Raw genomic sequence first — 26,562 nt, forward strand, 5'->3', positions numbered from 1 at the left:
GAGCGGCCGCCGTACTTCCCCGTCCGCGCAGGGCCGTTCGGGCCTCAGGACCAGGGCCAGCGGGCGTCCCGGCCGGACTCCAGCAGCGTGATCATCCCGTACGCGTGGTCGGTCAGGCCGCCGAAGGAGTGCCGGCGGCCGCGGCCGGACTCGGTGGCGCCGGGGGCGTAACCGGCCATGTTCCACATGTAGACGGGGACGTCGGCGGGGACGAGCGCGTCGATCTCGGTGGTCGGCATGCCGCCGCGCAGATCCCCGTTGGAGGGGAACCAGCCCATCCGGGTCTGCTCGTCGGTCACCACCACGATCCGGTCGTGGCCGTCGAAGTGCTCGCGCACCGCCGACGGGATGTCCGTCCCGTCGTGCCGGCCGAAGGACTCCACCAGCCGCAGCACGCTGCCGCCCTTCGGCACCGGCAGCTCCCGGTTGGCGATCCCGAACTCCACGAGCGTCGGCGCCTGCGACCGCACCGCGAGCGCCGCGCCGAACACCGCCGCCTGCTCGGCGAGCGGGATGTCCGACCGGTTCGGCGTCGAGAACGGGTAGCCGGGGAACATCGACGGCGAGCGGTCCACCAGGATCAGCGAACGCCCCCGCAGTGCGGGCACGTTGGCGAGCGACAGCGTCAACGCCCGCTCCAGCGCCGCCGCCCAGCGCAGCGACGCGGTGTGCTTGTACGCGGCCCAGAAGCGGTAGGGCAGCATGCGCGAGCGCGCCACCTCCGCCGGGTCCGACAGCCGCCGGACGACCTCCCCGGCCGCCGCGTCACCCACCCCGGCCTCGTCGAAATTGCGCAGGTTGCGTACCAGGGCGAACAGCCCCATGCCGGGGATCACCGCCTCCCAGGCCGCCGCGTCCATCGGCCCCTGCAACCAGCCCGCGAGCGCCTCCCACGACATGCCCGCCGCCGCGAGCCGCTCGCTGCCCGCCGGGCCCGAGCGCACCAACGCACGCCGCCGAGCCACGGGTTCGGCCAGCAGTTCCCGCCGCGCGCGTATCGTCGTGAGGCTCTCGGGCACCTCGGTGCCGCGCCCGTGCCGCCGGTCCAGGGCGTGCCGGAAGAGGTCGCCCTGCCAGGGTGCGGAGGGGCGCGGGTGCGTCAGCTCCAGGACGTCGCCGAAGCGGTAGGCGGCGCCGTCCGCGTCGTGGCGCAGCAGCGCCCGCTCGGTGTAGAGCCGCCGCACCGCGTCGGCGATCCCGCGCTTGACCGGCTGCGGCACCCGCCGCCCGTACCGCGAGATCCAGTACGCCAGCAACTCGCCCGGCTCGTCCGCGCGTTGCAGCACGCTCGCGACGACCGCCCGGTTGCCCGCGGCGCCCTCCGCCGGGACGGCGTCCGCCCCCGCCGCCAGCCGCGCGTGCGCGAACTCGGCCGCGCCCACGAGCGCGGCGGTCCGCATGTGGGCCTCCTGCCGCAGCCAGCCCAGCAGCCCCGCCGTCCACACCGGGTCGGTGACGGCCGACTCCCGCACCAGCCGGGCGTACCGCTCGTCCCGCGCGTCGGCCTGCTCGTAGTACGTCTCCAGCCCGACGTAGTTGCCCACCGCGAGCAGGAACAGCTCCGACCGCGCGTCCCGCACATAGCCGGACGCGCCCTCGTACGTCGCGACCCGCTGTCCGGTCGTGCGGACCGGCGAGGTCACTGCGGCCGCGGCGGTGCGGCGGGTGTTGAAGCGCGCCATGGAGAAGGCCTCCCGAGATCGAGTCGGCGACGGTTTCTGGATCACAGGGACCCATTCGCCCCATGGGGGCAAATTCGACAAGGAAGTAACCGCAACCTGCGCACCGGGAGGCCGCTCCCGACGCTACCGCGCCGCCCGGTGGCGCGGCACCCGATTTCGCCGCCCCGTGCGAGGCGCGTGCGCTCACCCGTGCGGCCCTGCCCGGTGGCGGGCGCGCGGGACGCGGGCGAGGCTGGGCGGGACGGCCTGCGGGCCCGGACGGAGGAGGGTGACGTGGAGTTGTTCCCGGCGCTCGCGCTGGACGAGTGGCGTGACACCAAGGAGACGCTGCACCGTTTCGTGCAGATCGTGGGCAAGATCCGCCTCGCCGGCAGCCCGCGCCGCAACCACTGGTGGAACGTGCCCTTCCACGTCACCGGGCGCGGCATCACGACCCGCCCCATGGGCCCGGTCCACGGCGGCAACACCTTCTGCATCGACTTCGACTTCGTCGCGCACCGCCTGCTCGTGCGCACCCTCGCGGGCCGCGAGCAGTCCTTTCCGCTCGCCGGTCGGTCGGTCGCCGACTTCTACCGGGACACCCTCCAGGCCCTCGTCGCGCTGGACATCGACGCCTCGCCCGAGCACGCGTACCCCTACGACCTGCCGGACGCCCGGCGGCCCTTCGCCGAGGACCACGAGCACCGCGCGTACGACGCCGAGGCGGTCGGGCGCTACTGGCGCATCCTGAGCCAGGTCAACCTCGTGCTGGAGACCTTCTCCGCGGGTTACTCGGGGAAGACCAGCCCCGTCCACCACTTCTGGCACACCTTCGACATCGCGGTGACGCGCTTCTCCGAGCGCGAGATCGGCCAGCCCGCGTCGGCGGACCCGGTCACGCGGGAGGCGTACTCGCGGGAGGTGATCAGCGCCGGGTTCTGGTTCGGCGACGACACCGTGCCCGCCCCGGCCTTCTACTCCTACACCGCGCCCGAGCCGCCGGGACTGGCCGCGCGCCCGCTGGAACCGGCCGAGGCGACCTGGTCGGAGGCACGCGGCAGCCATATCGCGCTGCTGATGTACGACGACGCGCGCGCGACGCCCGACCCGTGGGCGACGGTGCTGGCCTTCTACGACAGCGCGTACCACGCGGGCGCCGAGCTGGCGGGCTGGGAGCGGCGCCCGGAGTGCCGCGAGTGCCCCGGCGGGGTGACGGACCCGCGCCTGGCGGCGTGACGGACCCGGGCCCGGCGGCGTGACGGACCCGGGCCCGGCGGGCTGACCTGCGCCCGGCGGGCTGACCTGCGGGTCCGGCACGATGGCCGGAAGTTGTCCACAGGCTGGGGACGGAGCGGCCCGCGTACTGCTCCGGTTGATCTATGGTTCTGGGAGTCAGCAACCCACCACCCATAGGTGACCGGAGAAGGGCCAGCCGCCATGTCTGCCGAGACGTTCGAGTTCCAGGTGGAAGCGCGCCAGCTTCTACAGATGATGATCCACTCGATCTACTCCAACAAGGACGTCTTCTTGCGGGAGCTGCTCTCCAACGCGTCCGACGCGCTGGACAAGCTGCGGCTTGAGGCGCTGCGCGACGACACGCTCGGGGCCGACGTGTCCGACCTGCACATCACCATCGAGACGGATCCGCAGGCGCGCACCCTCACCGTCCGCGACAACGGCATCGGCATGTCCCGCGAGGAGGTCGTGCAGCTCATCGGCACGATCGCCAAGTCCGGTACGGCGGCCTTCCTCAAGGAGATGCAGCAGTCCGGGGACGCCGCCTCGGGCGAGCGGCTCATCGGCCAGTTCGGCGTCGGCTTCTACTCCGCCTTCATGGTCGCCGACGACGTCACGCTGCTCACCCGCCGGGCGGGCGAGACGGACGGCACCCGCTGGTCGTCCGGCGGCGAGGGCACGTACACCGTGGAGGACGTCCCCGACGCGCCGCAGGGCACCTCGATCGTGCTGAAGCTCAAGCCCGAGGACACCGAGGACCAGCTGCACGACTACACCTCGCCGTGGAAGATCCGGGAGATCGTCAAGCGGTACTCGGACTTCATCACCTGGCCGATCCGGATGGCCGCGGAGCAGCCCGCCGCGGCCGGCGACGAGGACGGCGAGGGCGCGGAGGCGGAGAGCGCCGCCCCCGAGCCGCAGACGCTCAACTCGATGAAGGCGCTGTGGGCCCGCTCCCGCGACGAGGTCACCGACGCCGAGTACCACGAGCTGTACAAGCACATCAGCCACGACTGGATCGACCCGCTGGAGACCGTCCGCCTCCAGGCCGAGGGCACCTTCGAGTACCAGGCCCTGCTCTTCATCCCCTCGCACGCGCCGCAGGATCTGTTCATGCAGGGCTACCGGCGCGGGGTCCAGCTCTACGTCAAGCGCGTGTTCATCATGGACGACTGCGAGGCGCTGCTCCCGTCCTACCTGCGCTTCGTCAAGGGCGTCGTCGACGCGCAGGACCTGTCGCTCAACGTCTCCCGCGAGATCCTCCAGCAGGACCGGCAGATCCAGCTCATGCACCGCCGCCTGGCCAAGAAGGTGCTCTCGACGGTCAAGGAGATGATGACCGCCGAGCCGGAGCGCTACGCCACCTTCTGGCGGGAGTTCGGCCGCGTCCTCAAGGAGGGCCTGCTCGGCGACAACGGCGAGCGGGACGCGATCCTCGCCGCGTCCGTCTTCGCCACCACCCACGACAAGGACACGCCCACCACGCTGGCCGACTACGTGAGCCGCATGAAGGAGGGCCAGGAGCACATCTACTACCTGACGGGCGAGTCCCGCCAGGCGGTGGAGAACTCACCGCACATGGAGGCCTTCCGCGCCAAGGGCGTCGAGGTGCTGCTGCTGACCGACCCGGTCGACGAGGTGTGGGTCGACGTCGTGCCCGGCTTCGACGGCAAGCAGCTGCGCTCGGTCGCCAAGGGCGAGGTCGACCTCGGCGGCACCGAGGACGCCGAGAAGGCCGAGGGCGAACGGGAGAAGCAGCAGCAGGAGTACGCCGACCTGCTGGCGTGGATGACCGAGTCGCTGAGCGAGACGGTCAAGGAGGTCCGGCTGTCCTCCCGGCTGACGGTCTCGGCCGCCTGCATCGTCTCGGACGCGGACGCGATCACGCCCGCCCTGGAGAACATCTACCGGGCCATGGGCCAGGAGGTCCCGACGGTCAAGCGCATCCTGGAGGTCAACCCCGGGCACCCGCTCATCGCCGGCCTCAACAAGGCCCGCGCCGACCGCCCCGACGACCCCGCCCTCGGCGAGACGGCCGAACTCGTCCACTCCCTCGCCCTGCTGGCCGAGGGCGGCGAACTCACCGACCCGGCCCGCTTCGTCTCCCTCGTGACCGGCCGCCTGGAGGCGGGCCTCTAGGGCCTGCCCCGCCCGGCGCCGGAGCACCCCCGCGCCGGGCGCCCCTCCCCTCCGCAAGCGGGGCCAGGCTGCCGGGTCCCCGCGCGCCGCCCCGTCCGTCGTCCGTTCGGGTCAGCCCCGCATGCGGCGGGGGCGGGGCGGGCGAATGCTGACCGGAGGGGCCGCCGAGGTGGCCGCTCCGGTCCGGGGAGGTGCCCGTGTGCGCGATGGATGGTCCGGCCGACGTGCCGGAGCGCCGACCGGCGGAGCCGGCGGGGGCCGTCCCCGAGGGCCTCGCCGCCCGGATCGCCGCGCTCATGCCGCGCGCCAAGGCGGATCTCGCCGAGCTGGTCGCGATCCCCTCCGTCGCCGACCCCCGGCAGTATCCGCCCGAGGAGTGCCGCCGCGCCGCACAGTGGGTCGCCGACGCCCTCACCGAGGCGGGTCTGCACGACGTGCACCTCGCCGAGACCCCCGACGGCAGCTCGGCCGTCCTCGGCCACCGTCCGGGCCCGCCCGGCGCGCCCACCGTGCTGCTCTACTGCCACTACGACGTGCAGCCGCCGCTCGACGAGAAGGCCTGGCGCACCCCGCCCTTCGAGCTGACCGAGCGCGACGGCCGCTGGTACGGGCGCGGCGCGGCCGACTGCAAGGGCAACATCGTCATGCACCTCACCGCGCTGCGCGCCCTCGGCGACGACCTGCCGGTGAACGTGAAGTTCGTCGCCGAGGGCTCGGAGGAGCAGGGCACCGGCGGCCTGGAGCGGTACGTCGCCGCGAACCGCGAGCTGTTCACCGCCGACGCCCTGCTGGTGTGCGACACCGGCAACGCCGAGGTGGGCACGGGCACGGCCACCGTGTCGCTGCGCGGCCTGGTCAACGTGGTGGTGACGGTCGAGACGCTGGCCGGCGAGGTGCACTCGGGCATGTTCGGCGGACCGGCGCCCGACGCGCTGGCCGCGCTCGTCCACGTGCTCGCCACGCTGCGCGACCCGGAGACCGGCGGCACCCGGGTGCAGGGCCTGCCCGGCGACGGCCGCTGGAAGGGCGAGCCCTACGACGAGGTGCGGTTCCGCGAGGACGCGGGTGTGCTCGAAGGGGTTCCGCTCACCGGCTCGGGCAGCGTCGCCGACCGGCTGTGGGCCCGCCCCGCCGTCACCGTCCTGGGCATCGACTGCCCGCCCGTCGTCGGCTCGGCCGCCGCCGTGCCCGCCACCGCGCGGGCCCGTGTCTCGCTGCGCATCCCGCCGGGGCTCCAGGCGCATCTGGCCGAGCGCTCCCTCATGGACCACCTGGCGAACGCCGCGCCCTGGGGCGTCCGCGTCACCGTCGAACCGGAGGGGACCGGCGAGCCCTTCGCCGCGGTCACGGACGGGTCCGCGTACCGGGCGCTCGGCGAGGCGATGCGCAAGGTCTACGGCAAGCCGATGGCCTTCGTCGGGCAGGGCGGCTCCATCCCGCTGTGCAACGTGCTGGCCGACAGCTACCCGCGGTCGGAGATCGTCCTCATGGGCGTCGAGGAGCCGCTGTGCCTCATCCACGCGCCCAACGAGAGCGTCGACCCGTCCGAGATCCAGCACATGGCCGAGGTCGAGGCCCGTTTCCTGACCCTCTTCGGCGCCTCCCGCCGGTGAGGCGGTGAGGTGGTGAGGCGCGGTGAGCCCGTGAACCCTTCCGACCCGCAGCCGTCCCCGTCCCCGGCCCCGGCCCCGTCCCCGTCCCCGCAGGGCCGTACGCCCGAGGCCCCGGCGGACGCCCCGGGCACCTGGGCCGTCCCCACCGCCGGGCCGTCCGGCGCCACGCCCGCCCCGGCCGACCGGGCCGCGCACCGTGAGACGGTCGCCTTCCTCGCCGACCTCACCCGCCTCCTGCTCGACACCAGCGGCGAGGGCGCCGAGCAGGTCCACCGCTCCGTCGGCGCCGCGGCCCGCGGGCTCGGCGCGCACGCGGACCTGGTCGTGGTGCCGGACGGCGCCACCGTCACCGTCACCTCGCACGGCGAGCTGAGCACCGTGACCGTCCGCGGCTTCCCCGAGGCCTTCCGGATGGACCAGGTCATCGCCCTCAAACCGCTGCTCACGGACGTGTCCGCGGGCCGTCTGGAGACCGCCACGGCCGCCCGCACGCTCGCCGCGATCCGCGACGCGCCGCAGCCGTACCCGTGGTGGCTGCGACTGCTGGGCATCACGCTCTTCGCGGTCGGCTTCGCGCCGCTCATGCAGCCCACCTGGTACGAGATCTGGACGTCGGCGGTGCTCGGCGCGATCACCGCGACGCTCGCCGTCAGCGCCGGGCGCGCGCGGCGGCTCGCGGCGATCCTGCCGCTGGTCGCGGCCGCCACCGTCTCGCTTCTCACACTGGAGGCCTTCGCGCGCACCCCCGCGCACGGCGGCCCGGTGCTGCTGATGCTGCCCGCGCTCTTCTACTTCGTCCCCGGCGACTACCTGTCCGCCGCCACCGCCGAACTCGCCGCCGGATTCCTCACCACGGGCGCGATCCGGCTGGTCTACGCGGTGTTCCTGCTCGTCCAGCTCTTCCTCGGGGTGCTGCTCGGACTGGCCGTCACCGGCCGCTCGCGGCACGACCTGTTCGACGTCGCCGCCACCTCCGACCTGCCGCGCTGGGCGCTCTTCCTGGCCTGGATCGTCTTCACCGCCGGCACCGTGCTGGCCTTCGCCGTGCCCGTACGGCACCTGGGCATGCTGCTCCTGCTGGTGTACGCGACGGTGGGCGTCCAGACCGGTGCGACCAAGCTCGTCGGCGAGGTCGGCGGCACCTTCGCGGCCGCCGTGGTGCTGGGCGCGGCGGCCACCTGGCTCGGTGCCCGGCCGGGCCTGCCGCCCCGTCTGGTGCTGCTGCTGCCCGGCTTCTTCACCCTCACGGTCGGCTCGCTGGGCCTGCGCGGCCTGACCGCGCTCGCGGGCGGCTACCCCGTCGAGGGCTTCCGCGACCTGACGAAGCTGGTCACGATCGTCACGGCCATCGCCGTCGGCCTGCTGGTCGGCGCGGTCGCCGCTGAACGCCGGCCGGGAGCCGCCGCCACGGCATGATGCTGCGTATGAGCGAGTCGGAACACGGCACGGGCGGGGTCAGCGGCAGCGGGGGAGACGGCGGGGGAGACGGCGGGCTGGCGCACGGTCTCGTCCCGATGAGCGGGCGCGACCCCGAGGAGCACGGCCGCGTCTCCACGCCCCTGGAGCTGCTCTTCGACCTCACCTTCGTCGTCGCCGTCGGCACCGCGGCCGGGCAGTTCGCGGACATGGTCGCCGAGGGCGTCTACGGCAAGGGTGTCGTGGCCTTCGTCCTCGCGATGTTCGCGATCTCCGTGGCCTGGATCAGCTTCAGCTGGTTCTCCTCGGCCTTCGGCACCGACGACTGGCTCTACCGCGTCCTGACGATGCTCCAGATGATCGGGGTCGTCGTCTTCGCCCTCGGCCTGCCCGCGATGTTCCACTCCGTCAAGGAGGGCGGCCATCTGGAGCTGCGGGCGATGGTGATCGGCTACGTCGTGATGCGGGTGGCGATGGTCGCCCAGTGGTGGCGGGCCGCGCGCGCGGCGCCGGACTTCCACGACGTGGGCATGGCCAGCATCCGCTGGACGGTGGTCGTGCAGGCCGGCTGGGTGGTCGTCGGCTTCGTGACGATGCCGCAGGCGGCCGCCTTCACGCTCTTCGCCGTCCTGGCGGTCATGGAGCTGCTGCTGCCGGTGTTCGGCCAGGGCGGCGCGGGCGGCACGCCGTGGCATCCGCACCATGTCGCCGAGCGCTACAGCCTCTTCGCGATCATCACCCTGGGCGAGGGCGTCGTCGGCACCGTCGCCTCTTCGGGTGAACTCCTGGGCGGCCGGGACGGCACGATGTGGACGTGGAACGCCGTCGCGATCGTCATCGCGGGCGTCGGCCTGACCTTCGGTATGTGGTGGGTGTACTTCGCCGTGCCGTGGGGCGACATCCTCGTCCACCGCAGGTCGCGCGGCTATCTGTTCGGCTACGGCCACATGGCGGTCTTCCTCGGCATCGCGGGCGCGGGCGCGGGGCTGCACGTCGCGGGCCTGAGCCTGGAGGAGCACGCGCACATCGGCGACCTCGCCGTCGTGCTCGCCCTCGTGCTGCCCGTCGGCCTCTACCTGCTGACGGTCTATCTGCTGCACACCCTGCTGCTGTCCGCGCCCGACCCCTTCCACCTGCTGCTCATCGGCCTGACGCTGCTGGTCCTGCTGGCCGCGGCGCTGCTCGCCGCGGCCGGTGTCACCGTCCCGACGTGCCTGCTCGTCCTGACGCTGGCGCCGTTCATGACGGTGGTCGGCTACGAGACGGTGGGCCACCGGCACCAGCGGCGGATGCTCGCGGACATCGGGGCGGCACGGAATTCCTGACACATGAATGTCAGATGAATGTCAAATTTTATATCTCATCATCCCGGGCGGGTCGTGGTGAATACCCCGTGATATCGGGAGTACCTTTCTCGGCAGCGGAAGTCATCAGTCGATTTCCGTTATCCGAGAGGACGTTCGATGAGCAAGGCAAGGAAGGTTCTGGGCGGGGCCGCGGCGGTGCTGTCGGCGACCGCCCTGGCCACGGTCATGGGCATGGCCACGGCCACGGCGGCGGACCGCGACGGCGTCTGCAACGCCGGCGTCTCCGGGCAGGCGAGGACCGGCGAGTTCTGCCTGTACTACAACTCCAACCAGGCGGGGTCGCTTTTCGACAGCCGCTACGAAGACGGGAATATCAAGAACCTCGCCGGTTACACGTTCCTGACCAAGGGGCTCGCCGGATACGGCCAGTACGTCAAGAACAATGCGGCCTCGGCGTGGAACCGCAACGTCACCAAGTCCGTGTACGTGTACTACAACAGCAATTTCATGGGCGCCTCCGACTACGTCGGCACGCTCCAGAAGAAGCAGCTGGTGAACACGTACAACCAGAACGCGTCCTACCTCTGGACGCAGTAAGGCCCGCTGTGCCGATCCATCCCGCCCGGCCGAGCGCCGGGCTCACGGCGGCCGCGGCGTGTGCCGCGGCCGCCGTCGCCGTCACCCTCGCCGCGACCGCGGGCTGCACGTCCTCCGCCGGTGACCGCGACCCCGGCCGCCCCTCGGCGACCGGCAGCGCGGCGCACGCCCCGGCCGCGGACCCGGACTCGGACCCGGGCTCGAACCCGGACGCCGCCGCGCCGGACATCCCGCTCGCCGCCTACCTGCCCTCCGGGCGCCAGCTGCGCGACTACGCCACCGCCCGGCAGATCCTGGCCAACCGCTGCCTCGCCGGTCTCGGCTTCAGCCCCGACCCGCTGCCGCCCGCCTTCACCGCGGACGACGCCGACGTCACCTCGCTCACCGCCCGGCGCTACATGCTCACCGACCCCGCGACCGCCCGCGCCTACGGCTACCACACGTCGCTCACCCCGTCGTACGTCCGTGTCGACCGCCGCGACCGCGCCGCCCAGCAGGCCGAGCAGGCCCCGCGGCCCGACCACCGCAGCGCCGCCGACCGCGCGCTCGTCAGCCTCGGCCTCGACCCCGCGGGCACGCCGGTGCCGCACCCCCGCATCGACGGCCGCCCGGTGCCCGAGGGCGGCTGCACCGCCCAGGCCAACCGCGCCCTGACCGGCACCGACGACACCCTGACCCGCGCCGACCTGCCGAACAAGCTGCAGATCGACACCTGGCAGCAGTCCCTCGCCGACCCGGCCGTGCGCCGTGCCTTCGCCGACTGGTCGGCCTGCATGGCCGCCCGCGGCCACCACTACCCCGACCCGGTCGCCGTCGACAACGCCGCCGACTGGCAGTCCGCGAGCCCCTCCGCCCGCGAGCTGGCCACCGCGACCGCGGACGTGACGTGCAAGCGGCAGGCGCACGTCGTCGGCATCTGGAACACCGCCGACACCGCTCTCCAGAAGGCAGCCGTCACGCGCGACGCCGCCGCCCTCGACGCCGTCCGCGCCGCCCTCACCGCGACGATGGCGAAGGTGCGCGCGGTGCTCGACGCCCCCGGGGCGTCCTGAGGCGGCGGATCCCGCTACTGATCCCGCTACTGAGAACCGCCGCCGCCGTCGGTCGGCGTCGGTGTCGGCGTCGGGGCCGTCGGGGGCTGTGTCGTCGGCGCCGGGGAGGTCGGCGTCGCCGGGTCCGGGGTGGTGGGGGCGGTCGGGTCCGGCTGCGGGGTGGTGGCCGAGGGGTCGGGCCGGGGGGTGACATGGTCTTCGCCCCGGGCGGTGCCGGTGGGGTGCGGGGTGTCCGGCTGCTCCCGGTCGGTGGGGGCGGACGGGGTGTCGGTGCCGGACCCACCGCCGCCGCCGGAGTGGCCGGAGCCGTGGCCGCCGCCGGTGAAGGCGTTGCCGATGGTGGTGCCGCCGTGGCCGCTCAGGTTCTCGCCCGCGATGGCCTCGTAGCCGGTGATCCCGGCCATCGTGAGCCCGAACGCGAGCGCGACGGCGACCACGGGCCGCCGCCATCCCCGCCGCCGCCCGGCCCGGTAGGAGGTGGCGGCGCCGTAGCCGTCATAGGAGTCCGGGACGTCGGTGGCCTCGGGCGTACGGTCCTGGTCCTGGTCGGAGACGGGGGAGGCGGGGGAGACGGCCGTACGGTCCAGGTCCTCCCGGGGGAGCGTCGAGGTCGCCCGGTGCGCCCCGTCGCTCCAGGTCAGCGCCCGGCGGGCGGCGGGGCCCGCCTGGACGGCGGCCTCCTGGACGCGGCGGCCGGTGTGCCGGAAGACGTACTGCAGGACGGAGCCGCCGCACGTGCCCAGCGCGCTGACCACGCCCGCGCCCACGATCGTGCCGTAGACGCCGAGGTTCGAGGCGAGCTTGGCGGCGACGACCGCGGCCACCGCGCTGCCCGCCACCTGCGGCACGCTGAGGTCGAGTCCGCGCTTGCGCTCGGCGGGAACGGGCGCGGGCGCGGGCGCGTCCGGGGCGGCCGCGTCACCCGAGCCCCGCGTACCGTCGCCGTGCGCGTCCGTGTCCGCGCCCGCGCGCACCGGATGCGCGTCCCCGGACCACTCCGGGGCCGCCGGGTGCCGGTCCGCGCTCCTCGTCTCGCCCATGCCGGACTCCGCCCGTCCTTCCCCTCGCCCTTCGCGGGATGCGCCCGCCGCGGGATTCACGCTTCGCGGGATTCGCCGTTCGTGGGGAGGGACGAGCAGGCGGAAGCAGCAGTTCCGTTTGTCGGATTTTCGTGAGCTACGCCACCGTGGCCCGGTTCGTCCGATACGCGCCCGGTACGTCTCCGGTACGCGCCCGGTTACGCCCTGACCTGGATCAGCGCGTACGTCCCGCTCGTCCGCCACGCGGCGCCCGCCGCGTCGAGCGCGTCCGCCGTCCGCGCGGTCAGCCCGGTGACGACGTCGGACTTCAGCGTGCGCAGGGCCGCCACCGGCCCCGGGAAGCCCGCCGTGACCTCGGCGAAGGGTGTCGTCACGGGCCACAGCCGGTCCTCGACCAGGCGCCGGTAGTTCAGGTCGCCCTTCATGATCGTGAGCGTCGCGGCCGCGAAGTCCGCGCGCAGGTCGGCGGGCATGTCCGCGTACGGGAGCGGCGCGCAGGAGAACGGGTGCGTGCGCAGGCCGAGCCGCCCGTCCGCGATCGCGTCGCGCAGCCGCCGCCCCAGCTCCGCGCCGGGACCGGCGGCCGTCCGGTCCAGGCAGTCGAGCACGTCCCGCACGGTGGCGTCGGAGACGAAGTACGGATACGCCTTCAGGTGCAGCACGACGTCCGCGGCCCGCCCGGTGCCCAGCAGGTGGTCGGCCAGCACCAGGTCCGGCAGCAGCTCGGGCCCGGCGTTGTCGGCGAGGAGGCAGACCGTGCCGGGCGGCCCGCCGTCCAGCACCTCCCACAGCGCGGCGCTGTCGTCGGCGACCAGCCCCGGCACCGCCTCGCCCTCCCTGCCCTCCCCGCCCTTCCCCGAGGACATCCGGAAGCCCAGGTCGGCCCGGTTGCCCCACAGCGAGGACAGCAGGACGGCGGTGTCCCGTTCCGTTGCGGGCAGGTGCGGCAGCCGTTCCAGCGCCGCCAGCTCCTCGTCGACCTTCCCGGCGGCCAGCTCCTCCCGCTTGAACGGCGCGAAGGGATCGACGCCCTGCCACGGACCTGCGGCGAAGTAGCCCAGCGCGCCGAGGAGTCTGCGGTAGAAGTAGCTCTCGGCCCACAGGAACGGCACCTCGGCCCAGCGCCGTCCCACATGCCCTTCCCCCCACTCGCGCCAGATCGCCGCCCCCGGCCCCCCGTCCTCCAGCGGTCCGACGACCCCGCCCTCCGCGATCTCCGCCAGCAGCGCGTCGAGCGCACGCTGCTGCTCCGGCGGGTAGGGCGTGGCCCGGCGGACCCGCTCGACCAGTGCGGGATGCCGTTCGTGCAGCACCCCCCAGGCGAAGGACCCGGGAATCTCCCCGGTGACGACGGGAGCCCCGCCCTCCGGCGGCACGGACGTCATGTCTGCCTTCTCCCTCCACGGCGGCCCGTTCTCGTACGGGGCGCCCCCGCCGAGTTGATCAGCTCGCACCGGGATCGTCCACGTCCCACGCGGTGCCGGGCGTCCGGGGGCCGGGCGTGCCGCGCGTTCGCGCATATGTGCCCGTGGATGTGCGGGTACGCCCGCCCCTACCGTTTTGCGTGGGGCCCCGCGGGGCGCGGGGCCGGGTGCGGCGTCGGGTGCGGCGCCGGGAGGGAGGCGCTTGTGGCCAGCGTGTTTCAGGAACACAAGTTCAGGGGGATGTTCGCGGCGTTCGACGCGGACGGCGACGGCTATCTGCGGGAGGACGACTTCCGGGCGCTCGCGGACCGCTGGGGCGAACTGCCCGCGGTGGGACGGGACGCTGAACTGCGCGCCCGCGTCGAGAGCCTGCTCCTGGGCTGGTGGGGGCTGATCGCCGGGATCGCCGACGCGGACGGGGACGGCGCGGTCGACCTGCCCGAGATGCTCCAGGTCGTCGACCAGCTTCCCACGATGCTCGCCGAGGTCACGGCGACCGCCGACACCATCTTCGACGCGGTGGACGCCGACGGCGACGGCCGCATCACGCGCGAGGAGCACCACCGGCTCGTCGAGACGTGGAACGGCCGCCCCGAGAACCTGACGGGCGTCTTCGACCTCCTCGACCTCAACGGCGACGGCCACCTCAGCCGGTCCGAGTTCGCCGAGCTGTGGCGCCAGTTCTGGACCAGCGACACCCCCGCCGACCCCGGCACCCACCTCTGCGGCCTCATCCCGCCCCCACGCTCCTGACCCCCGGACCGGTACGGCGACGGGGGTGGCGGGCCCGTCACCCCCGTCGCCGTCACGTCCCCGGCCCGTCACCCCCGGGTTGCCGTCACTCGCCGGGCGCCAGGCAGAACGGGTGCCCCTCGGGGTCGGTGAGCACCACCCAGTCGTCCTCGCCCGGCTGGAAACCGGGCTTGCCCGCCCCCGCGGCGAGCAGTTCCTCGACGGTGCCGCCGACGTCGTGGACGGTGAGGTCGAGATGCGCGTGCGCCGGAGCGGACGGCCAGTCCGGCGCCCGGTGGCCCTCGACGCGCTGGAAGGCGATCTGCACAGGGCCGCCGTCGCCGAGCGTCGCGTACTCCGCGTCGCTGGAGGTGACGTCCCAGCCGGTCGCCTTGCGGTAGAAGGCGGCGAGGGCCGCCGGGTCGGCGCAGTCGACGACGATCGTGGTGGACAGTGTGCGGACGGACATGAGGTGACCCTTCGTCACGACGACAGGTGGGCGTGCCCCCCGCCACCGCCGCCGACCGGCGGGGCAGGCGCACGCGGACCAGCCTGCGGGCGCCCGCCGTCCACCGTCTTGGACATCCTTGCGGGGCGGCCCCGGGGGCGCCGGGCCGCGCGAGGGCCGTACGTCCTCGCGCGGCATCGCGGCGGCTCCCGTTGTCAGACCCCCGGGCTAGCGTTCCGGTGTGCGCTCGGCCACCACCCTCGCGAGCCGGCCCGACTTCAGCGTCACCGCTGTGTCCTGCCGGGACGACCACACGCGCTGGTCGGAGCCCGAGGTGCACGACGACTACCGGGTGGTGCTCGTACGCCGTGGCCGTTTCCGCCGCCGCGCGTCCGGCGCCGCCGCAGATCTGGACGCGACGACGGCGTACGTCGGCGTCCCCGGAGAGGAGGAGCACTTCGCCCACCCCGCGGGCGGCGACGACTGCACGTCCGTGAGCGTCACCCCGGCGCTGTGGCGCGCGATGGCCGGTGACGCGGCGCGCCCGCCCGCCGCGGGCGTGTACGTCGACGCGCGTCTCGACCTGGCCCACCGCCGTCTGCTGGCGAGCGCACGGGCCGGTGACGTCGACTTCGCGCTGACGGAGGAGCTGCTCGGCCTGCTCGCCACGACCGTCACCCGGGCGGTCACCTCCCCCGTACCCCCGCCCGGCGGCGACACCGCGCTCGTCGCCTCGGCCCGCGAGGCGATCACCGCGGCCCACCCCGCCGCCGACGGCCTGCTCCCGCTCGCGCAGCTGCTCGACGTCTCCCCGTACCGGCTGAGCCGCGCCTTCACCCGCGAGCTGGGCGTGTCCCTCACCCGCTACCGCAACCGGGTCCGGGTCGCCCGCGCCCTCGACCGCCTGGAGCAGGGCGAACCCAGCCTCGCCGTCCTCGCCGCCGACCTCGGTTTCGCCGACCAGTCCCACCTGACCCGCACCCTGCGCCACCACCTCGGCCGTACGCCCAGGTCGCTGCGCCGCCTGCTGGCCCCGGCCGAGGGCGGGGCCCCGGCGGAGGGCGCGGGAACAGCGGCTCACGGGCTCGTCAAAAGTGCGCAAAGGCGGTGATCGTTCGTGTCGGACCAGCCGGATTTGGCCGCGCCCGGCGCCTGGAACGCCGTGGCCCGGACGCCTTTCCTGTGCCTAGCCTGTCCCTCGCCCGCGCTCGGCGCGGTACGCCTGGCAGGCCCTCAGGGGGCCGGGGCGATGGGGACGTTCCAGTCCGTGGGGGAAAACCATGTCGTACACACGAAATCGCCGTGCCGTGGCCCTGGTGGCCACCGCCGGCGCCGCGGCGGGTCTCGCGCTCACCGGGGTCGCCCCGGCGCACGCCGACGACCAGCCGGTTATCACACTCCGGCAGACCGCACCGGTCGCCGTCTCCCCGGCCACACTCGCCGGGGTCTCGACGACCACCTCGCCCTACCTGTCGTTCACCACGACCGCGAGCAGCCTGAGCGCCAACGTCACGCTGACGGTCGACGTGACGCAGCTCTCCGCGATCGCGGACGTGACCTTCTCCGACAACTGCACGGTCGTCGAGCACGTCGCGAGCTGCTGGGAGATGTTCTTCTACGACAACCTCGACGGCGTCGGCTCGATCGGCGCCCTGACCCAGATGACGATCAAGGCGAAGGCCGGAGCCCCGGCCGGGGCGTCCGCCGACTACACCGTCAGCGGCACCGCGGACAACGCGGTCGTCGTGGGCGGCACGGGCACGGTGGACATCGGCGGACCCGCCTACGACCAGACCCAGCCGACCGACCTCACCGGTGTCGCGGTCGGCTCCGCCGTCACCGAGCCGGTGCGCTTCACCAACCGGGGCGACCGCCCCGCGGACGGCACGCAGGCACTGCTGTGGGCCTCGCCCGGCATCGGCTTCGCCCGGCACTTCGCCAACTGCCGCTACAGCGGCGAGGGCGACCCCCGGGAAGCGGCCCTGGCGCTGTGCGACATCCCCGGCGAAGTGCTGCCGGGCGAGAAGGCCGCGCTCGCACCCGCGGTGCGGCTCAACGTCGAGTCGACCGCCTACACCACCTACCTGGACTCGATGATCGCACCGGCCGGCGACCCCGGCATCGCTCAGTCCGTCGCCGGCCGCGCGTGGACGCAGGGCACCGGCGGGCAGCTGACGCTCAAGACCCTCACGCCCGGAACGCCCACCGACGCACCGGCCGGCACCGTGTCGCTGAGCCAGCGCGGTACGCACGGCGACTACCGCATCACCAGCATCCAGGCCGCCAACACCGCGGACTTCTCGGTGACCGGCGCCACCGCCACGGCCGCCGCGGGCGACGACGTGACGCTCGACCTCGCCATGACCAACAACGGCCCCGCGACCATCTTCGACCGCAGCGGCGACACGAGGATCGCGACCGTCCACCTCCCGCCCGGCACCACCCCGGTCAGCGCCTCGGCCAACTGCCACCCGCAGGGCGCCACGTCCTACTCCTGCTCGAACGGCGACATCGTCTCCCCGGCGGGCGAAGTCTCGCACTTCTCCCTCACCGTCCACGTCGACGAGGTGATCCCGGCCGCGCAGGGCTCGATCTCCATGAACTGGGGACCGTCCGGCCGCCCCGCCTACGACCCCGACCCGGCGGACGACACCGCCCCGATCACCCTGAACTGACCCCGACCCGCCCCCGGGAGCCCGCCTCCCGGGGGCGGCGCCGTCCCGTCCGCGGCCCCGGCGCCACGGTGACGGGGTCACCGTCCGGGCGCTGCCGCGACACCCCGCCCGGTCTCCGCGCCGCGCTGGCGGCGGGCCTCGTACAGGACGACGGAGGCGGCGTTCGCGGCGTTCAGCGAACTGGCCGAACCCGTCATGGGAATGCGGGCCACGTGGTCGCACAGGCCGCGCCACGCCGCGCTGAGCCCGGCCGTCTCGTTGCCGATGAGCAGCAGGACCGGTCCGGTCAGGTCGGTGTCCGCGATGTCGGCGTCCCCGTCCTCGTCCGTCCCGACGACGGCCACCGGCCGCCCCCGGGCGCGCTCGCCCTCAAGCCACCGCGTCACCTCGTGGTGCGACGGGCTGCGCACGACGGGCACGGCGAAGAAGGAACCGGTCGACGCCCGCACCGACTTGGGGTCGTACGGGTCGGCCGCGTGCCCGGTCACGATGAGCCCGTCGGCGCCGAAGGCGTCCGCCGAGCGGACGATGCTGCCGATGTTGCCCGGCTGCGTCGGACGGTCGAAGAGCAGCCCGAGGAAGCGGTCGTGGACCCTGATCCGGTCCAGGCTGTCCGGGGCCATCTCGACGACGGCCAGGATCTCCGCCGACCCGTCCGCCTTCTCGCTCAGCTCCGCGAGCAACTCCGGTGCCACGACGACCCGTTCGGTCCCGGTCCGGCGCAGCAGCTCCTCGGCCCACCGGGAGGGCGGCCGCCCCGCGTCGCAGAGCAGCGCCCGTACCGTCCAGCCGTGCTCGACGGCCAGCGAGATCGGCCGCACGCCCTGCACGAGGAACTCCCCGGCCCGCCCGCGCTTGGTGCGGTTGCCCAGCAGCGTCTGCAACTGCTGGAAGCGGGCGTTGCGCGTCATGATGCGCTGCACTGCCACCCCGTGTTCCCCCTCCACCGCGCCTAGGGTCACGGTATGACGATCACCGTACGCAGGTCCCGCCCGGAAGACCACGCCGCGATCCTCGCCCTGATGGACCAGGCCCGCGGCGACGGCCTCTCCCCCGAGGAGCGGGCCCGCCGCGGTTTCGTCCAGGGCACCATGACCCCCGACCTCCTCGCCCGCCTCCAGGACGGCCCCGGCATCTTCGTCGCCGAAGCCGACTCCACGGGCGACCTCGCGGGCTTCGCGATCACCAGCGAGCCCGGCGGACTCCCCCCGCACCACCCCGCCGCGGCGGCCGTCACCGCGGTCACCGAAGCCGCCGACCACGACCTGGGCCGCCTCTTCCTCTACGGCCCCGTCGCCGTCGCCCCCGCCCACCAGGGCCGCGGCATCCTGACCCGCCTCCTCACCACCCTCAGCCACACCCTGAAGGACACCTACGACCTGGCCGTCGCCTTCGTCGAATCCACCAACACCCGCTCCCTCGCGGTCCACCGCCACTACGCGATGACCGAGGCCGCCACCTTCACCCTCACCGACCGCACATACGTGGCCTTCACCTTCGCCCCGGCGACCTTCGCGAAGCCCGCCCCGACCGACGGGTGAGGGCGGCGGGCAGAACGCCCTCTCACGGGTGAAGTCTCCCGGCTTTCCGTATCTTTGTGCTGTAAACGGAAGAAGGGGGCGAGGTGGCCGAACTGCTGTACGAGGAGTTACTCGGCGCGCTGCGGCGACGCATCCGGCAGGCGGCGGACGGCGACACCACGCAGGTGTTCGACGCCTTCGCCGTTGACGACGCCCGGCAGCTCTCCGAGGTGGCCGGAGAAGCGGACCCGGTGGCGAGCGCGCTCCTCGCCCTCTTCCACTGGGCACGCCACTCGGCCGCCGGGGCGCCGCACCACGGCACCGACGTCCGCGCGGCAGTGGCGCGCGCCTCCGCGGTGCCGCCCGCGTCGCGCGACGCACTGCCGCCCGCGCTGCGCCTGCTGGCCGCCGTGGACCCGGAAGGCCGGGGGACGCCCGCCGAGTGGTTCGGCCACGTGATGCTCCGGACGAACACCGCCGTCACACCGGACGTGCTCGACGAACTCGTGGACGTCCTGCGGGTCGTCGAGCGGCTCGCCGAGGACGCCCTCGGAGCCGAAGCACAGGCCGTACTGGCGGACCTGCTCTTCCGGCGGGCGGAGAACACCGGGGCCGGAGCGGATCTCGACGCCGTGATCGCCATGGGCGACGCGGCGTCCGCCGCCCTGCCGAACGGCCATCCGCTGCGCTTCGGCGTCCTGGCCAACCAGGGGATCGCCCGCCGCGCGCGGTTCCAGCTCACCGGGGATCCGGCCGACCTCGAAGCCGCGATCACCTCCGGGCTCGCCGCTGCGGCGGAACGGCCCGGCTCGGCGGTCGCCCGGTCCGGGCTGGCCATCACGCTGCTCCTGCGGCTGCGGGTCACCGGTGACCCTGCGGATCTGACCGCCGCCGTCGAGCACGGCAAGGCCGCCCTGCCGCTGTACGCCGACGGCGACCCCGAGCGCAGCATCACCCTGGAGCACCTGGCCCGGTTGCTGCTCACCCGTGCCCGGCTGGCCGGGTCGGCCGAGGATCTCGCCGAGGCCGTCGATTCCGCGCGGGCCGCGACGGAGGTGCCGGATGCCGCGAACCAGGTCGCCGCCCGCGAGGTGCTCGCCGCAGCGCTGTACGAGCGGTTCCTCCGCAGTGCCGAACCGGCACACCTGCTCGACCTGGAGCAGGCGCTGCGGTGCCGGCCGGCCGGCACGGACGACGACGTGCTCCTCGAACGCCTGGCGATCGCCCTGGCGCACCGCTTCGATCTGACACAGGATCTCCGGCACCTCGACGAGTCCATCCTTATCCGGCGTGGCCTGGCCGACCGCGGTACCGGGAGCGCCCGCAGCCGGCACCTGCTCATCGCAGCAGTGTCGCTGCGTCTCCGTGCCGGCCTGACCGGATCTCTCACCGATCTGGCGGAAGGCGCCCGCTGCGCGGTGCTCTCGCTGGCGGCGCCGCCGCCCGCCGAGCGGCCGGAACTGGCGTCGCTGCACGGCAGACTGCGTGACGTCGCACGCACCGGGGACCCCGCGCTCCTGCTCGACCCGTGGCTGCCGGCCGAGGTCGCGCGGGTTGTCGACCTGGCCGAATCGCCGATGAACCTGGAGTCCCTGGCGTTGGGCGGGTGGCTGCTCTGGATGCGCGCGGGCCAGCAGGCCGATCCGCCGCAGGAGGAGGTGTCCCACGTCGTCCGGATGCTCCACCCCGTCTACAGGATGGTCGCGGACGCCGTTCCCGACGCCGTCGCGGAGGCCTGGGCCCAGGACCCCGGGGACGCTGGTGTGGAGGAACACGGGCACCACGTCGACGTCGGCCTGCAACTCCTTGCACGGTACCGGGAGGGCGGACGCACGGACGTCCTGGACGACGCGGTCGGCCACTTCCGGGCCTCCTTCCGCACCGCCCCGGACGACGAAGCACGGGCGGTCTCGTACAACAACCTGGCGCTTGCCCTGGCGGAGGGACCGGACCCCGACTGGGCGGAGGTGGTGGAAGCCGGCCGCCGCGCGGTCGAGCTCAGCGCCGACGAGGCGCACTACCGGCCGGGCCGGCTGATGCTGCTGTGCTCGGGGTTGCGCCGGGCCGGCCGGCACACGGAGGACCCCGGGCTCCTGAGGGAGGCGGTGCGTGTCGGCGAGCAGGGCGTCGCCGTGACCCCCGCCGACCACCCGAGCCGCGGCTTCTACCTGGCGACCCTGTACCAGGCGCAGGCAGCCGAGCACCAGCACGCCGGGGAGTTCAGCCGGCTGGCCGAGGTCGTCGACCGTCTCCCCGACGCGGTACGCCTGCTGTCCCCGGGCCGGGCACACCACGTCTCCGCACTCCTCATCCAGGCGAAGGCACTCTGCGCACTGGCGGAGGGGACACGGACCACGGGACCGCTGTACGCGGCGGAACGGGCACTGGGCGAGGCACTGGACAGCGCGCGGGGCATGGCCAGGGCGGCGGCGCTGAGCGTGCTCATCCGCACTCTCGGGCTGCTGTACGAGCTGACACAGCAGCCCGAGCACCTCGCGGCGGTGGTGCGGTCCGGCCGCGAGCTGGTCGTCTGCGCCGCCGCTTCGGATTCCGCGGAGTACAGAACGCGACACGCCGGCAACTGCGCCCTCCTGTACGCGGCATCGGGTGAGGCGGCCGTCCTCGACGAGGGGATCGCCCTGTTCCGGGAGGTCCGGGCGACGTCCGGCGACGCCGTCCTCGGTACCCCCGGGCTGCTGACAATGGCCGCGATGCTGCGCTGGAAGGCCGAGGACTCCGGCGACGCCGCCCCCGCCGCGGAGGCGGAACGGGTCTGCCGGCAAGCCGTCGCAGGGGCCTCGGAGAACGCCGATCTCCTGGCCGAGCACGCCGAGGTGCTGATCCTGCTGCACCGGATGACCGGCCACCTGCCCTCCCTGCGGTCCGGGATCGAGACAGGCCTCCGTGCGCTGGCGGCCACCGGCCCCGGTCATTCCGGGCGTGAGAAGCGCGGCCACAACGTGCTGGACGGCCTGCGGTCCCTGTACGAACTGACGGGCGAGGTCGAGGCGCGGGATCGCGGAGTGGCCCTCGCACGCGCCGAATTGCAGCGGCATCCGGCGCCGGACTCGAGTTGGCGGATCGCTCTCGGCGCTCTCCTGGCCCTCTGCCCCGACGGTCTGGAGGAGGCCGCGGAGCTGTTCGGCGGCTTCCTCGCAGCCGCTACGCCCGACCACACCGAGTGGGACAGGGCACGCTCCGGGCTCGGCCTGGTCCGTATGAGGCAGTACGAGCAGATCGGGGCGAAGGACTTCCTGCTGGAGGCGACCGAGGCCTTCCAGGGCGAAGGGGGAACGGCTTCCCCGGGCACCCTCAACTCGCGGGCGACGTCGCTGTACCTGCTCTCGCGTCGAACCGCCGACCCCGCCCTGTGGGACGCGGCCGTGGAAGCGGGCCGTGAACTGGTCGCGGCAACCCCGTCCGGAGCGGTCTACAGAAGCCTCTACCTGGGGAATCTCTCATCGTTTCTGTTCGGCCAGGCGACAGCCGCAGGTGATCACGCACTGCTGCGGGAGAGCGAGCGGGTCCAGCGTGCCGCCGTCGTCGCCTGCGGGCAGGACCTGGCCCATCGCGCGGACAGCCTTGTCGGCCTCGCGCAGATCCTGCTGACGGCCGACGGCGACAGCCGCCGTCTCACCGAGGCGGTCGCCGCCGCACGCACGGCGGTCGGCCTCAGCAGCGACGAGCATCCACATCGGCTGGCCCATCTCGTGGTGTTCGGCAGGGCGCTGATCCAGCGCGCCGCGGTGACCGGCGACCGCGACGCTCTGGCCGAGGCCCGCGACGCCCTGGCCGCAGCGGTGGTCCTGCCCACCGCCCCGACCGCCGGCCGTGTGACTGCCGGCATCCACTGGGCGACGACAGCCATGTTGCTCGGCGACGCGCGCGAGGCGGAGACGGCGTACCGACAGGCCGTGTCCTTGCTGGTGGAGCAGGTAGGACCGGGACTCGCCTGGGACGACCGGCAACACGGCATCGAGGGCGTCGAGTTGCTGCCGGGCGACGCGGCAGCCGCGGCGATCGCGGCCGGCCACGCGGAGGCAGCGGTGGCACTGCTGGAGCAGGGCAGGGGCGTCCTGCTGACCGAAGCCCTCCACAGCCGGCCCGACCTGGACACCCTGCGAGAACGTGCACCGCGGCTCGCCGCCCGGTTCGAGCGCGTGGCCGGGGAACTGCGCAGCCTCGATCTGCTGGTGACCGGAACGCCCGGCCGGGGTGCCACGTCGGCCCAGGTGACGCAACGGCGGGTGGACCTCGGCAAGGAGTGGCGTGAACTGTGCCTACAGCTCAGGCAGGTGCCGGGTTTCGAGAGCTTCCTCCTGCCGCCGCCGCTCTCCGACGTCCGCGAGGTCATTCGGGACGGTGCGGTGGTCATGGTGAACGTCAGCCAGTGGCGCTGCGACGCGCTCCTGGTCACCGGCGAGGGCGTCGATGTCGTCGCGCTGCCGGAACTCTCCATCGCCGCGTGCGTCGACCAGGCCAACGTGTACCTGGCCGCACTGCACGACCACGAAGCCGCCATCCACGAACTGCTCGCGGCACGCCGTGAAGCCCGGCGCACGGGCGGGTCGGCCGCCCACCGGCGCTACGACGCGGCCAAGGATGTGCTGACTGCCGCCTCCCGAGCCGTCGAAGAGGCCGTCACCCACTGCCTGCGATGGCTGTGGGACACGGTGGCGGGCCCCGTCGCCGAGTATCTGGGGGTGCGCCGGGGAGAGGAACGCAGAGTGTGGTGGTGCCCGACCGGCCCGCTCGCACTGCTGCCGCTGCACGCCGCCGGGCACCCCGGCGATCCCGAACGCACACTGCACGAACGCGTCATCTCCTCCTACTCGCCGACCCTTCGGGCACTGGTGGGCGCGCACCGCCCTCCCGCCACGGCACCGGCGGACGCGCGGATGCTCGTCGTCGCCCTGCCGGACGTTCCGGGCCTGCCGCCACTGCCGAACGCGGCGCGGGAGAGCGACCACCTGCGGGAACTCTTCCCGCCGTCCGATATCACGGTCCTGACGGGCGCCGCCGCCACCTGCGACGACGTCGTGGCCGCCCTGGCCGGACACCGGTGGGTGCACTTCAGCTGTCACGGGGTGCAGGACACGACGGCCCCGGCGGAGAGCTGCCTGCTGCTTGCCGACGGTCCGCTCACCGTGGGCCGCCTCATCTCCGAACGGCCGTCGGGGGAGTTCGCCTTCCTCTGCGCCTGCCGGACGGCGTCCGGCGGCCCCACCCTGCTGAACGAGTCGATCACGCTGGCCTCGGCCCTGCACCATGCTGGGTACCAGCACGTCGTCGCCACGCTGTGGCCGGTGTTCGACGCGGTGGCAGCGGATCTGGCCGCGGCGGTGTACGGCACGCTGACCGAGACGGGCAGCTTCCAGGCGGCCGGTTCCGCCAGGGCACTGCACACCGCCATGCGTGCGCTGCGTGCGCGTTACCCCCGACAACCGAGCGTCTGGGCCCCGTTCGTGCACATCGGAGTGTGAAGTGCCCCGGGGCGGGAGAGGAACACAGGTGCTGCCTTATACCGAGACCACGGACGCCACCTATCCGGAAGCCGCCGCGCGCACCTTCGTCGTCGAGAGCTACGGCGCCGGCGTCGACCTCCTGCGCGGCCCGTGCCCGCGGTGCTTCGCCTTCATCGACATCCCGTACTTCCGGGAAACGATCAAATCCGGCACGGCCTTCGGCGAGGAGCCGGACGACCCGCGCGGCGAGCCCGTGATCTGTACCTGCGACGAGGAGCACGAGGGCCGGCCGGCGGACAGGAAGGGCTGCGGTGCCTACTGGAACTTCGTCATCTGAGCCGGTCCGTCGCCCGCGCGCGGGCCGACCCGCGACCCCCGGGGATCTCGCCCGCGCCCTGCACCGCGACCGGCTCCTGCGCTCGGAACTCGACCGCGTCCGCTCGGCCGCCGTCGCCTGGCGCAACGGCCTGGGCGCACTGCTGGCCGGGCTCATCGGCTTCGGACTGATCAGAGGCCGCTCCGACATCGGTGAACTCACGCCGACGACGGGAGTCTGGGTCGGCGTCCTGCTGCTGGCAGCCCTGCTGGTGGGAGCGACCGGCGGCCTGATGCTGCTTCGCGCGGCCCACGGCCACCCCCACGCGGTGGCGACTGCCCGGCTGCCCCCGGCGGCGGTCCTCGACCACCAGGAGGCCGTCACCTCCGCCCGTCTGCTCCGCGCGGGCACCGCGGCCACCCTCACCTGCGCGGCACTGCTCGCCGCCGGCGTCGCGCTGACGTGGTACGGCCCGTCCCGCGCCGAGTCCCTCCAGATCGAACAGTCCGACGGCACGACCCTGTGCGGCCAGGTGATCCGCGCCGCCGACGGCACCCTCGTCCTCCACACCCCGTCCGGCGACCGCACCGTCGACCTGCGCGCGACGGTGGGCCTGAGAGCGGTTCCCTCGTGCTGACGCCCCGGCGCCGCGTTCGAAACCGAGGAGGAGTTTCAGGCACTGCCGGCGCGCCATCCGCGGGTGCTGGACTTCGGCACTCTCTCGGACGGCCGTCCGCTCAGACTGGTGCTGGTGGCGCGGGAGATGGGCTGTACCGACGAGCGCGGACGGCGGTTCCGTGTACGCGTTGGACCATCTGTTCGTCGACGCCGACGCGGTGCCTACGCTGGTGAAGGTCAACCGGGCGGCCGATACGCGCATCCGGCGGGAGGTGGTGGGTCAGATGCTCGACTACGCCGTCGAGCTGGCCCACTACCGGGGCGGAGGAGACCTCCGTGTCCTCGTCCCGCGCATCCACGGCGAGGTCGCGATCGGCGCCGAGTCCCCCGCAGCCCGTCGCGCGGCACAGCGGACCACGAGGGTCGACATGGACACGGTGACAAGGACTCGGCTCACACCGGACCACCGGCGGATCGTGACCGCGCTGCTCGATCATGCCTCGGCTCACGGGCGGCTCCAGGGCGGCACCGCCGAGTACCCCAGCGTATCCGTCTATTACCCGGCCTCCGGCCGTCTGGTGCCGGGCTGGACGATCTCCCTGCACGAAAGCCCCGCCAGGGAGGAGATCTCCTTCAGCTTCGGGTCGATCACCCACCAACTCGGTGTCGAGAGCCCAGCCGCGTTCGCTGCCTCGCTTCCTGCGACGCCTCTCCTGGCGAAGGGGCTGGATGCGCAGAGGGAAAGGAGCTACAAGGGGTGGCTGTCCGTCCCGTCGACCGACTTCGCCGACGAGCCGGCCGCGGTGGACGTGATCCTGGCCGCGATCCGGGGACTCCGGGCCGACAGCGGGTTCGCCCCGTGAGCCCGCGGCCCGGCCTGCCACGGAGCGCCGACGGCCTGCCCCCGACGCCCGGGTGCCGGGGCACGTCATGAGGGCCACGGACGATGACGAGGCAGCCAGGGTCCTGACGTATCTGGCGGTGATCCAGATCCGGACCATGGCCCGGCGGCGGGAGCCCTTCCACCCGTGGATGGGCGACGACTACATCGCCTGCATCGCCTGGCTTGCCGATCTCGTGCACAACCTCGCAGGACCCCGGGCACGACCGAAGCCGTGGCACCTCCGCCGGAAGCGCCGCCATCCCGTGGCGGAGACCTGGGCGGTCGCGGGAGAGACGGGCCGGAAGTGGATCCTCGACAGCCTGGAGAAGGAAGGACTCGGATGGGACCCGCCGCAGGGGCTCGGCCGAGGCGACGGCCGGCCGTGAGCGGGGCCGGTCGCCGACGTCGGCGACCGGCCGC

At 73.6% G+C, this 26,562-nt stretch carries 21 protein-coding genes; 16 read left to right on the forward strand and 5 right to left on the reverse strand.

The window, feature by feature from the left end; genetic code table 11:
• Positions 1-44 precede the first annotated feature (44 nt).
• Entirely contained in the window at positions 45-1,682 is a 1,638-nt protein-coding gene (locus ACH4PY_RS04235) for a TROVE domain-containing protein (protein WP_398175684.1), read from the reverse strand.
• Positions 1,683-1,955: 273 nt separating this feature from the next.
• Between ACH4PY_RS04235 and ACH4PY_RS04240 the strand changes: the two genes are divergently transcribed.
• From ACH4PY_RS04240 to ACH4PY_RS04270, 7 genes are all read left to right on the forward strand, one after another.
• Positions 1,956-2,897 carry a DUF5996 family protein gene (locus ACH4PY_RS04240; RefSeq protein WP_398175686.1) on the forward strand — a complete coding sequence of 314 codons (942 nt, stop codon included), beginning with the start codon at positions 1,956-1,958 and terminating at the stop codon, positions 2,895-2,897.
• Positions 2,898-3,098: 201 nt separating this feature from the next.
• Complete coding sequence (gene htpG, locus ACH4PY_RS04245; protein WP_398175688.1) at positions 3,099-5,036, forward strand: molecular chaperone HtpG; 1,938 nt, start codon at positions 3,099-3,101, stop codon at positions 5,034-5,036.
• Between the two features lie 206 nt (positions 5,037-5,242).
• The gene (locus tag ACH4PY_RS04250) at positions 5,243-6,649 is read left to right on the forward strand and encodes a dipeptidase (protein WP_398176084.1); all 1,407 of its coding nucleotides are present in this window, start codon (positions 5,243-5,245) and stop codon (positions 6,647-6,649) included.
• A 30-nt stretch (positions 6,650-6,679) separates the two neighbouring features.
• Positions 6,680-8,065: a threonine/serine exporter ThrE family protein gene (locus ACH4PY_RS04255; RefSeq protein WP_398175690.1), complete on the forward strand. Its 1,386-nt coding sequence runs from the start codon at positions 6,680-6,682 to the stop codon at positions 8,063-8,065.
• A 98-nt stretch (positions 8,066-8,163) separates the two neighbouring features.
• Positions 8,164-9,390, forward strand: a complete 1,227-nt coding sequence (locus tag ACH4PY_RS04260) for a low temperature requirement protein A (protein WP_398176086.1) — start codon at positions 8,164-8,166, stop codon at positions 9,388-9,390.
• A 138-nt stretch (positions 9,391-9,528) separates the two neighbouring features.
• The gene (locus ACH4PY_RS04265) at positions 9,529-9,969 is read left to right on the forward strand and encodes a peptidase inhibitor family I36 protein (RefSeq protein ID WP_398175692.1); all 441 of its coding nucleotides are present in this window, start codon (positions 9,529-9,531) and stop codon (positions 9,967-9,969) included.
• A gap of 8 nt (positions 9,970-9,977) precedes the next feature.
• Positions 9,978-11,021, forward strand: coding sequence for a hypothetical protein (locus ACH4PY_RS04270; RefSeq protein WP_398175694.1), 1,044 nt, complete (start codon positions 9,978-9,980; stop codon positions 11,019-11,021).
• 26 nt (positions 11,022-11,047) lie between these two features.
• Here ACH4PY_RS04270 and ACH4PY_RS04275 read toward each other — a convergent pair whose 3' ends face one another.
• Together ACH4PY_RS04275 and ACH4PY_RS04280 are read right to left on the reverse strand one after the other, a co-directional pair.
• Positions 11,048-12,061 (reverse strand): hypothetical protein, encoded by a 1,014-nt coding sequence (locus ACH4PY_RS04275; protein ID WP_398175696.1) that lies wholly within the window; start codon positions 12,059-12,061, stop codon positions 11,048-11,050.
• Between the two features lie 197 nt (positions 12,062-12,258).
• Complete coding sequence (locus ACH4PY_RS04280) at positions 12,259-13,446, reverse strand: damage-control phosphatase ARMT1 family protein (protein WP_398175698.1); 1,188 nt, start codon at positions 13,444-13,446, stop codon at positions 12,259-12,261.
• A 243-nt stretch (positions 13,447-13,689) separates the two neighbouring features.
• Here ACH4PY_RS04280 and ACH4PY_RS04285 point away from each other — a divergent pair, with 243 nt between their 5' ends.
• The gene (locus ACH4PY_RS04285; RefSeq protein ID WP_398175700.1) at positions 13,690-14,238 is read left to right on the forward strand and encodes an EF-hand domain-containing protein; all 549 of its coding nucleotides are present in this window, start codon (positions 13,690-13,692) and stop codon (positions 14,236-14,238) included.
• An 85-nt stretch (positions 14,239-14,323) separates the two neighbouring features.
• On the opposite strand, the gene ACH4PY_RS04290 is transcribed toward ACH4PY_RS04285, so the two are convergent.
• Positions 14,324-14,686, reverse strand: a complete 363-nt coding sequence (locus ACH4PY_RS04290; protein WP_398175702.1) for a VOC family protein — start codon at positions 14,684-14,686, stop codon at positions 14,324-14,326.
• A gap of 220 nt (positions 14,687-14,906) precedes the next feature.
• Here ACH4PY_RS04290 and ACH4PY_RS04295 point away from each other — a divergent pair, with 220 nt between their 5' ends.
• Positions 14,907-15,776: a helix-turn-helix domain-containing protein gene (locus tag ACH4PY_RS04295; protein WP_398175704.1), complete on the forward strand. Its 870-nt coding sequence runs from the start codon at positions 14,907-14,909 to the stop codon at positions 15,774-15,776.
• A 169-nt stretch (positions 15,777-15,945) separates the two neighbouring features.
• Positions 15,946-17,340 (forward strand): hypothetical protein, encoded by a 1,395-nt coding sequence (locus ACH4PY_RS04300; RefSeq protein ID WP_398175706.1) that lies wholly within the window; start codon positions 15,946-15,948, stop codon positions 17,338-17,340.
• A gap of 77 nt (positions 17,341-17,417) precedes the next feature.
• On the opposite strand, the gene ACH4PY_RS04305 is transcribed toward ACH4PY_RS04300, so the two are convergent.
• The gene (locus ACH4PY_RS04305; RefSeq protein ID WP_398175708.1) at positions 17,418-18,269 is read right to left on the reverse strand and encodes a TrmH family RNA methyltransferase; all 852 of its coding nucleotides are present in this window, start codon (positions 18,267-18,269) and stop codon (positions 17,418-17,420) included.
• Positions 18,270-18,305: 36 nt separating this feature from the next.
• Between ACH4PY_RS04305 and ACH4PY_RS04310 the strand changes: the two genes are divergently transcribed.
• The 6 genes from ACH4PY_RS04310 (at position 18,306) to ACH4PY_RS04335 (ending at position 26,528) form a co-directional block, all read left to right on the forward strand.
• The gene (locus ACH4PY_RS04310; RefSeq protein WP_398175710.1) at positions 18,306-18,881 is read left to right on the forward strand and encodes a GNAT family N-acetyltransferase; all 576 of its coding nucleotides are present in this window, start codon (positions 18,306-18,308) and stop codon (positions 18,879-18,881) included.
• Between the two features lie 83 nt (positions 18,882-18,964).
• Positions 18,965-24,343: a CHAT domain-containing protein gene (locus tag ACH4PY_RS04315; RefSeq protein ID WP_398175712.1), complete on the forward strand. Its 5,379-nt coding sequence runs from the start codon at positions 18,965-18,967 to the stop codon at positions 24,341-24,343.
• Positions 24,344-24,371: 28 nt separating this feature from the next.
• A complete protein-coding gene (locus ACH4PY_RS04320; protein WP_398175714.1) occupies positions 24,372-24,662 on the forward strand; it encodes a hypothetical protein in 291 nt (96 codons plus the stop codon).
• Positions 24,637-25,278, forward strand: a complete 642-nt coding sequence (locus ACH4PY_RS04325; protein WP_398175716.1) for a hypothetical protein — start codon at positions 24,637-24,639, stop codon at positions 25,276-25,278. The genes ACH4PY_RS04320 and ACH4PY_RS04325 overlap by 26 nt, the downstream gene beginning before the upstream one ends.
• 169 nt (positions 25,279-25,447) lie before the next feature.
• On the forward strand, positions 25,448-26,122 hold the full coding sequence (locus ACH4PY_RS04330) for a hypothetical protein (protein WP_398175718.1): 675 nt from the start codon (positions 25,448-25,450) through the stop codon (positions 26,120-26,122).
• A gap of 67 nt (positions 26,123-26,189) precedes the next feature.
• Positions 26,190-26,528 (forward strand): hypothetical protein, encoded by a 339-nt coding sequence (locus ACH4PY_RS04335; protein ID WP_398175720.1) that lies wholly within the window; start codon positions 26,190-26,192, stop codon positions 26,526-26,528.
• Positions 26,529-26,562: the final 34 nt, after the last annotated feature.

Source organism: Streptomyces sp. NPDC021224, assembly GCF_044332905.1.
In the GTDB taxonomy this organism is placed as follows: domain Bacteria; phylum Actinomycetota; class Actinomycetes; order Streptomycetales; family Streptomycetaceae; genus Actinacidiphila.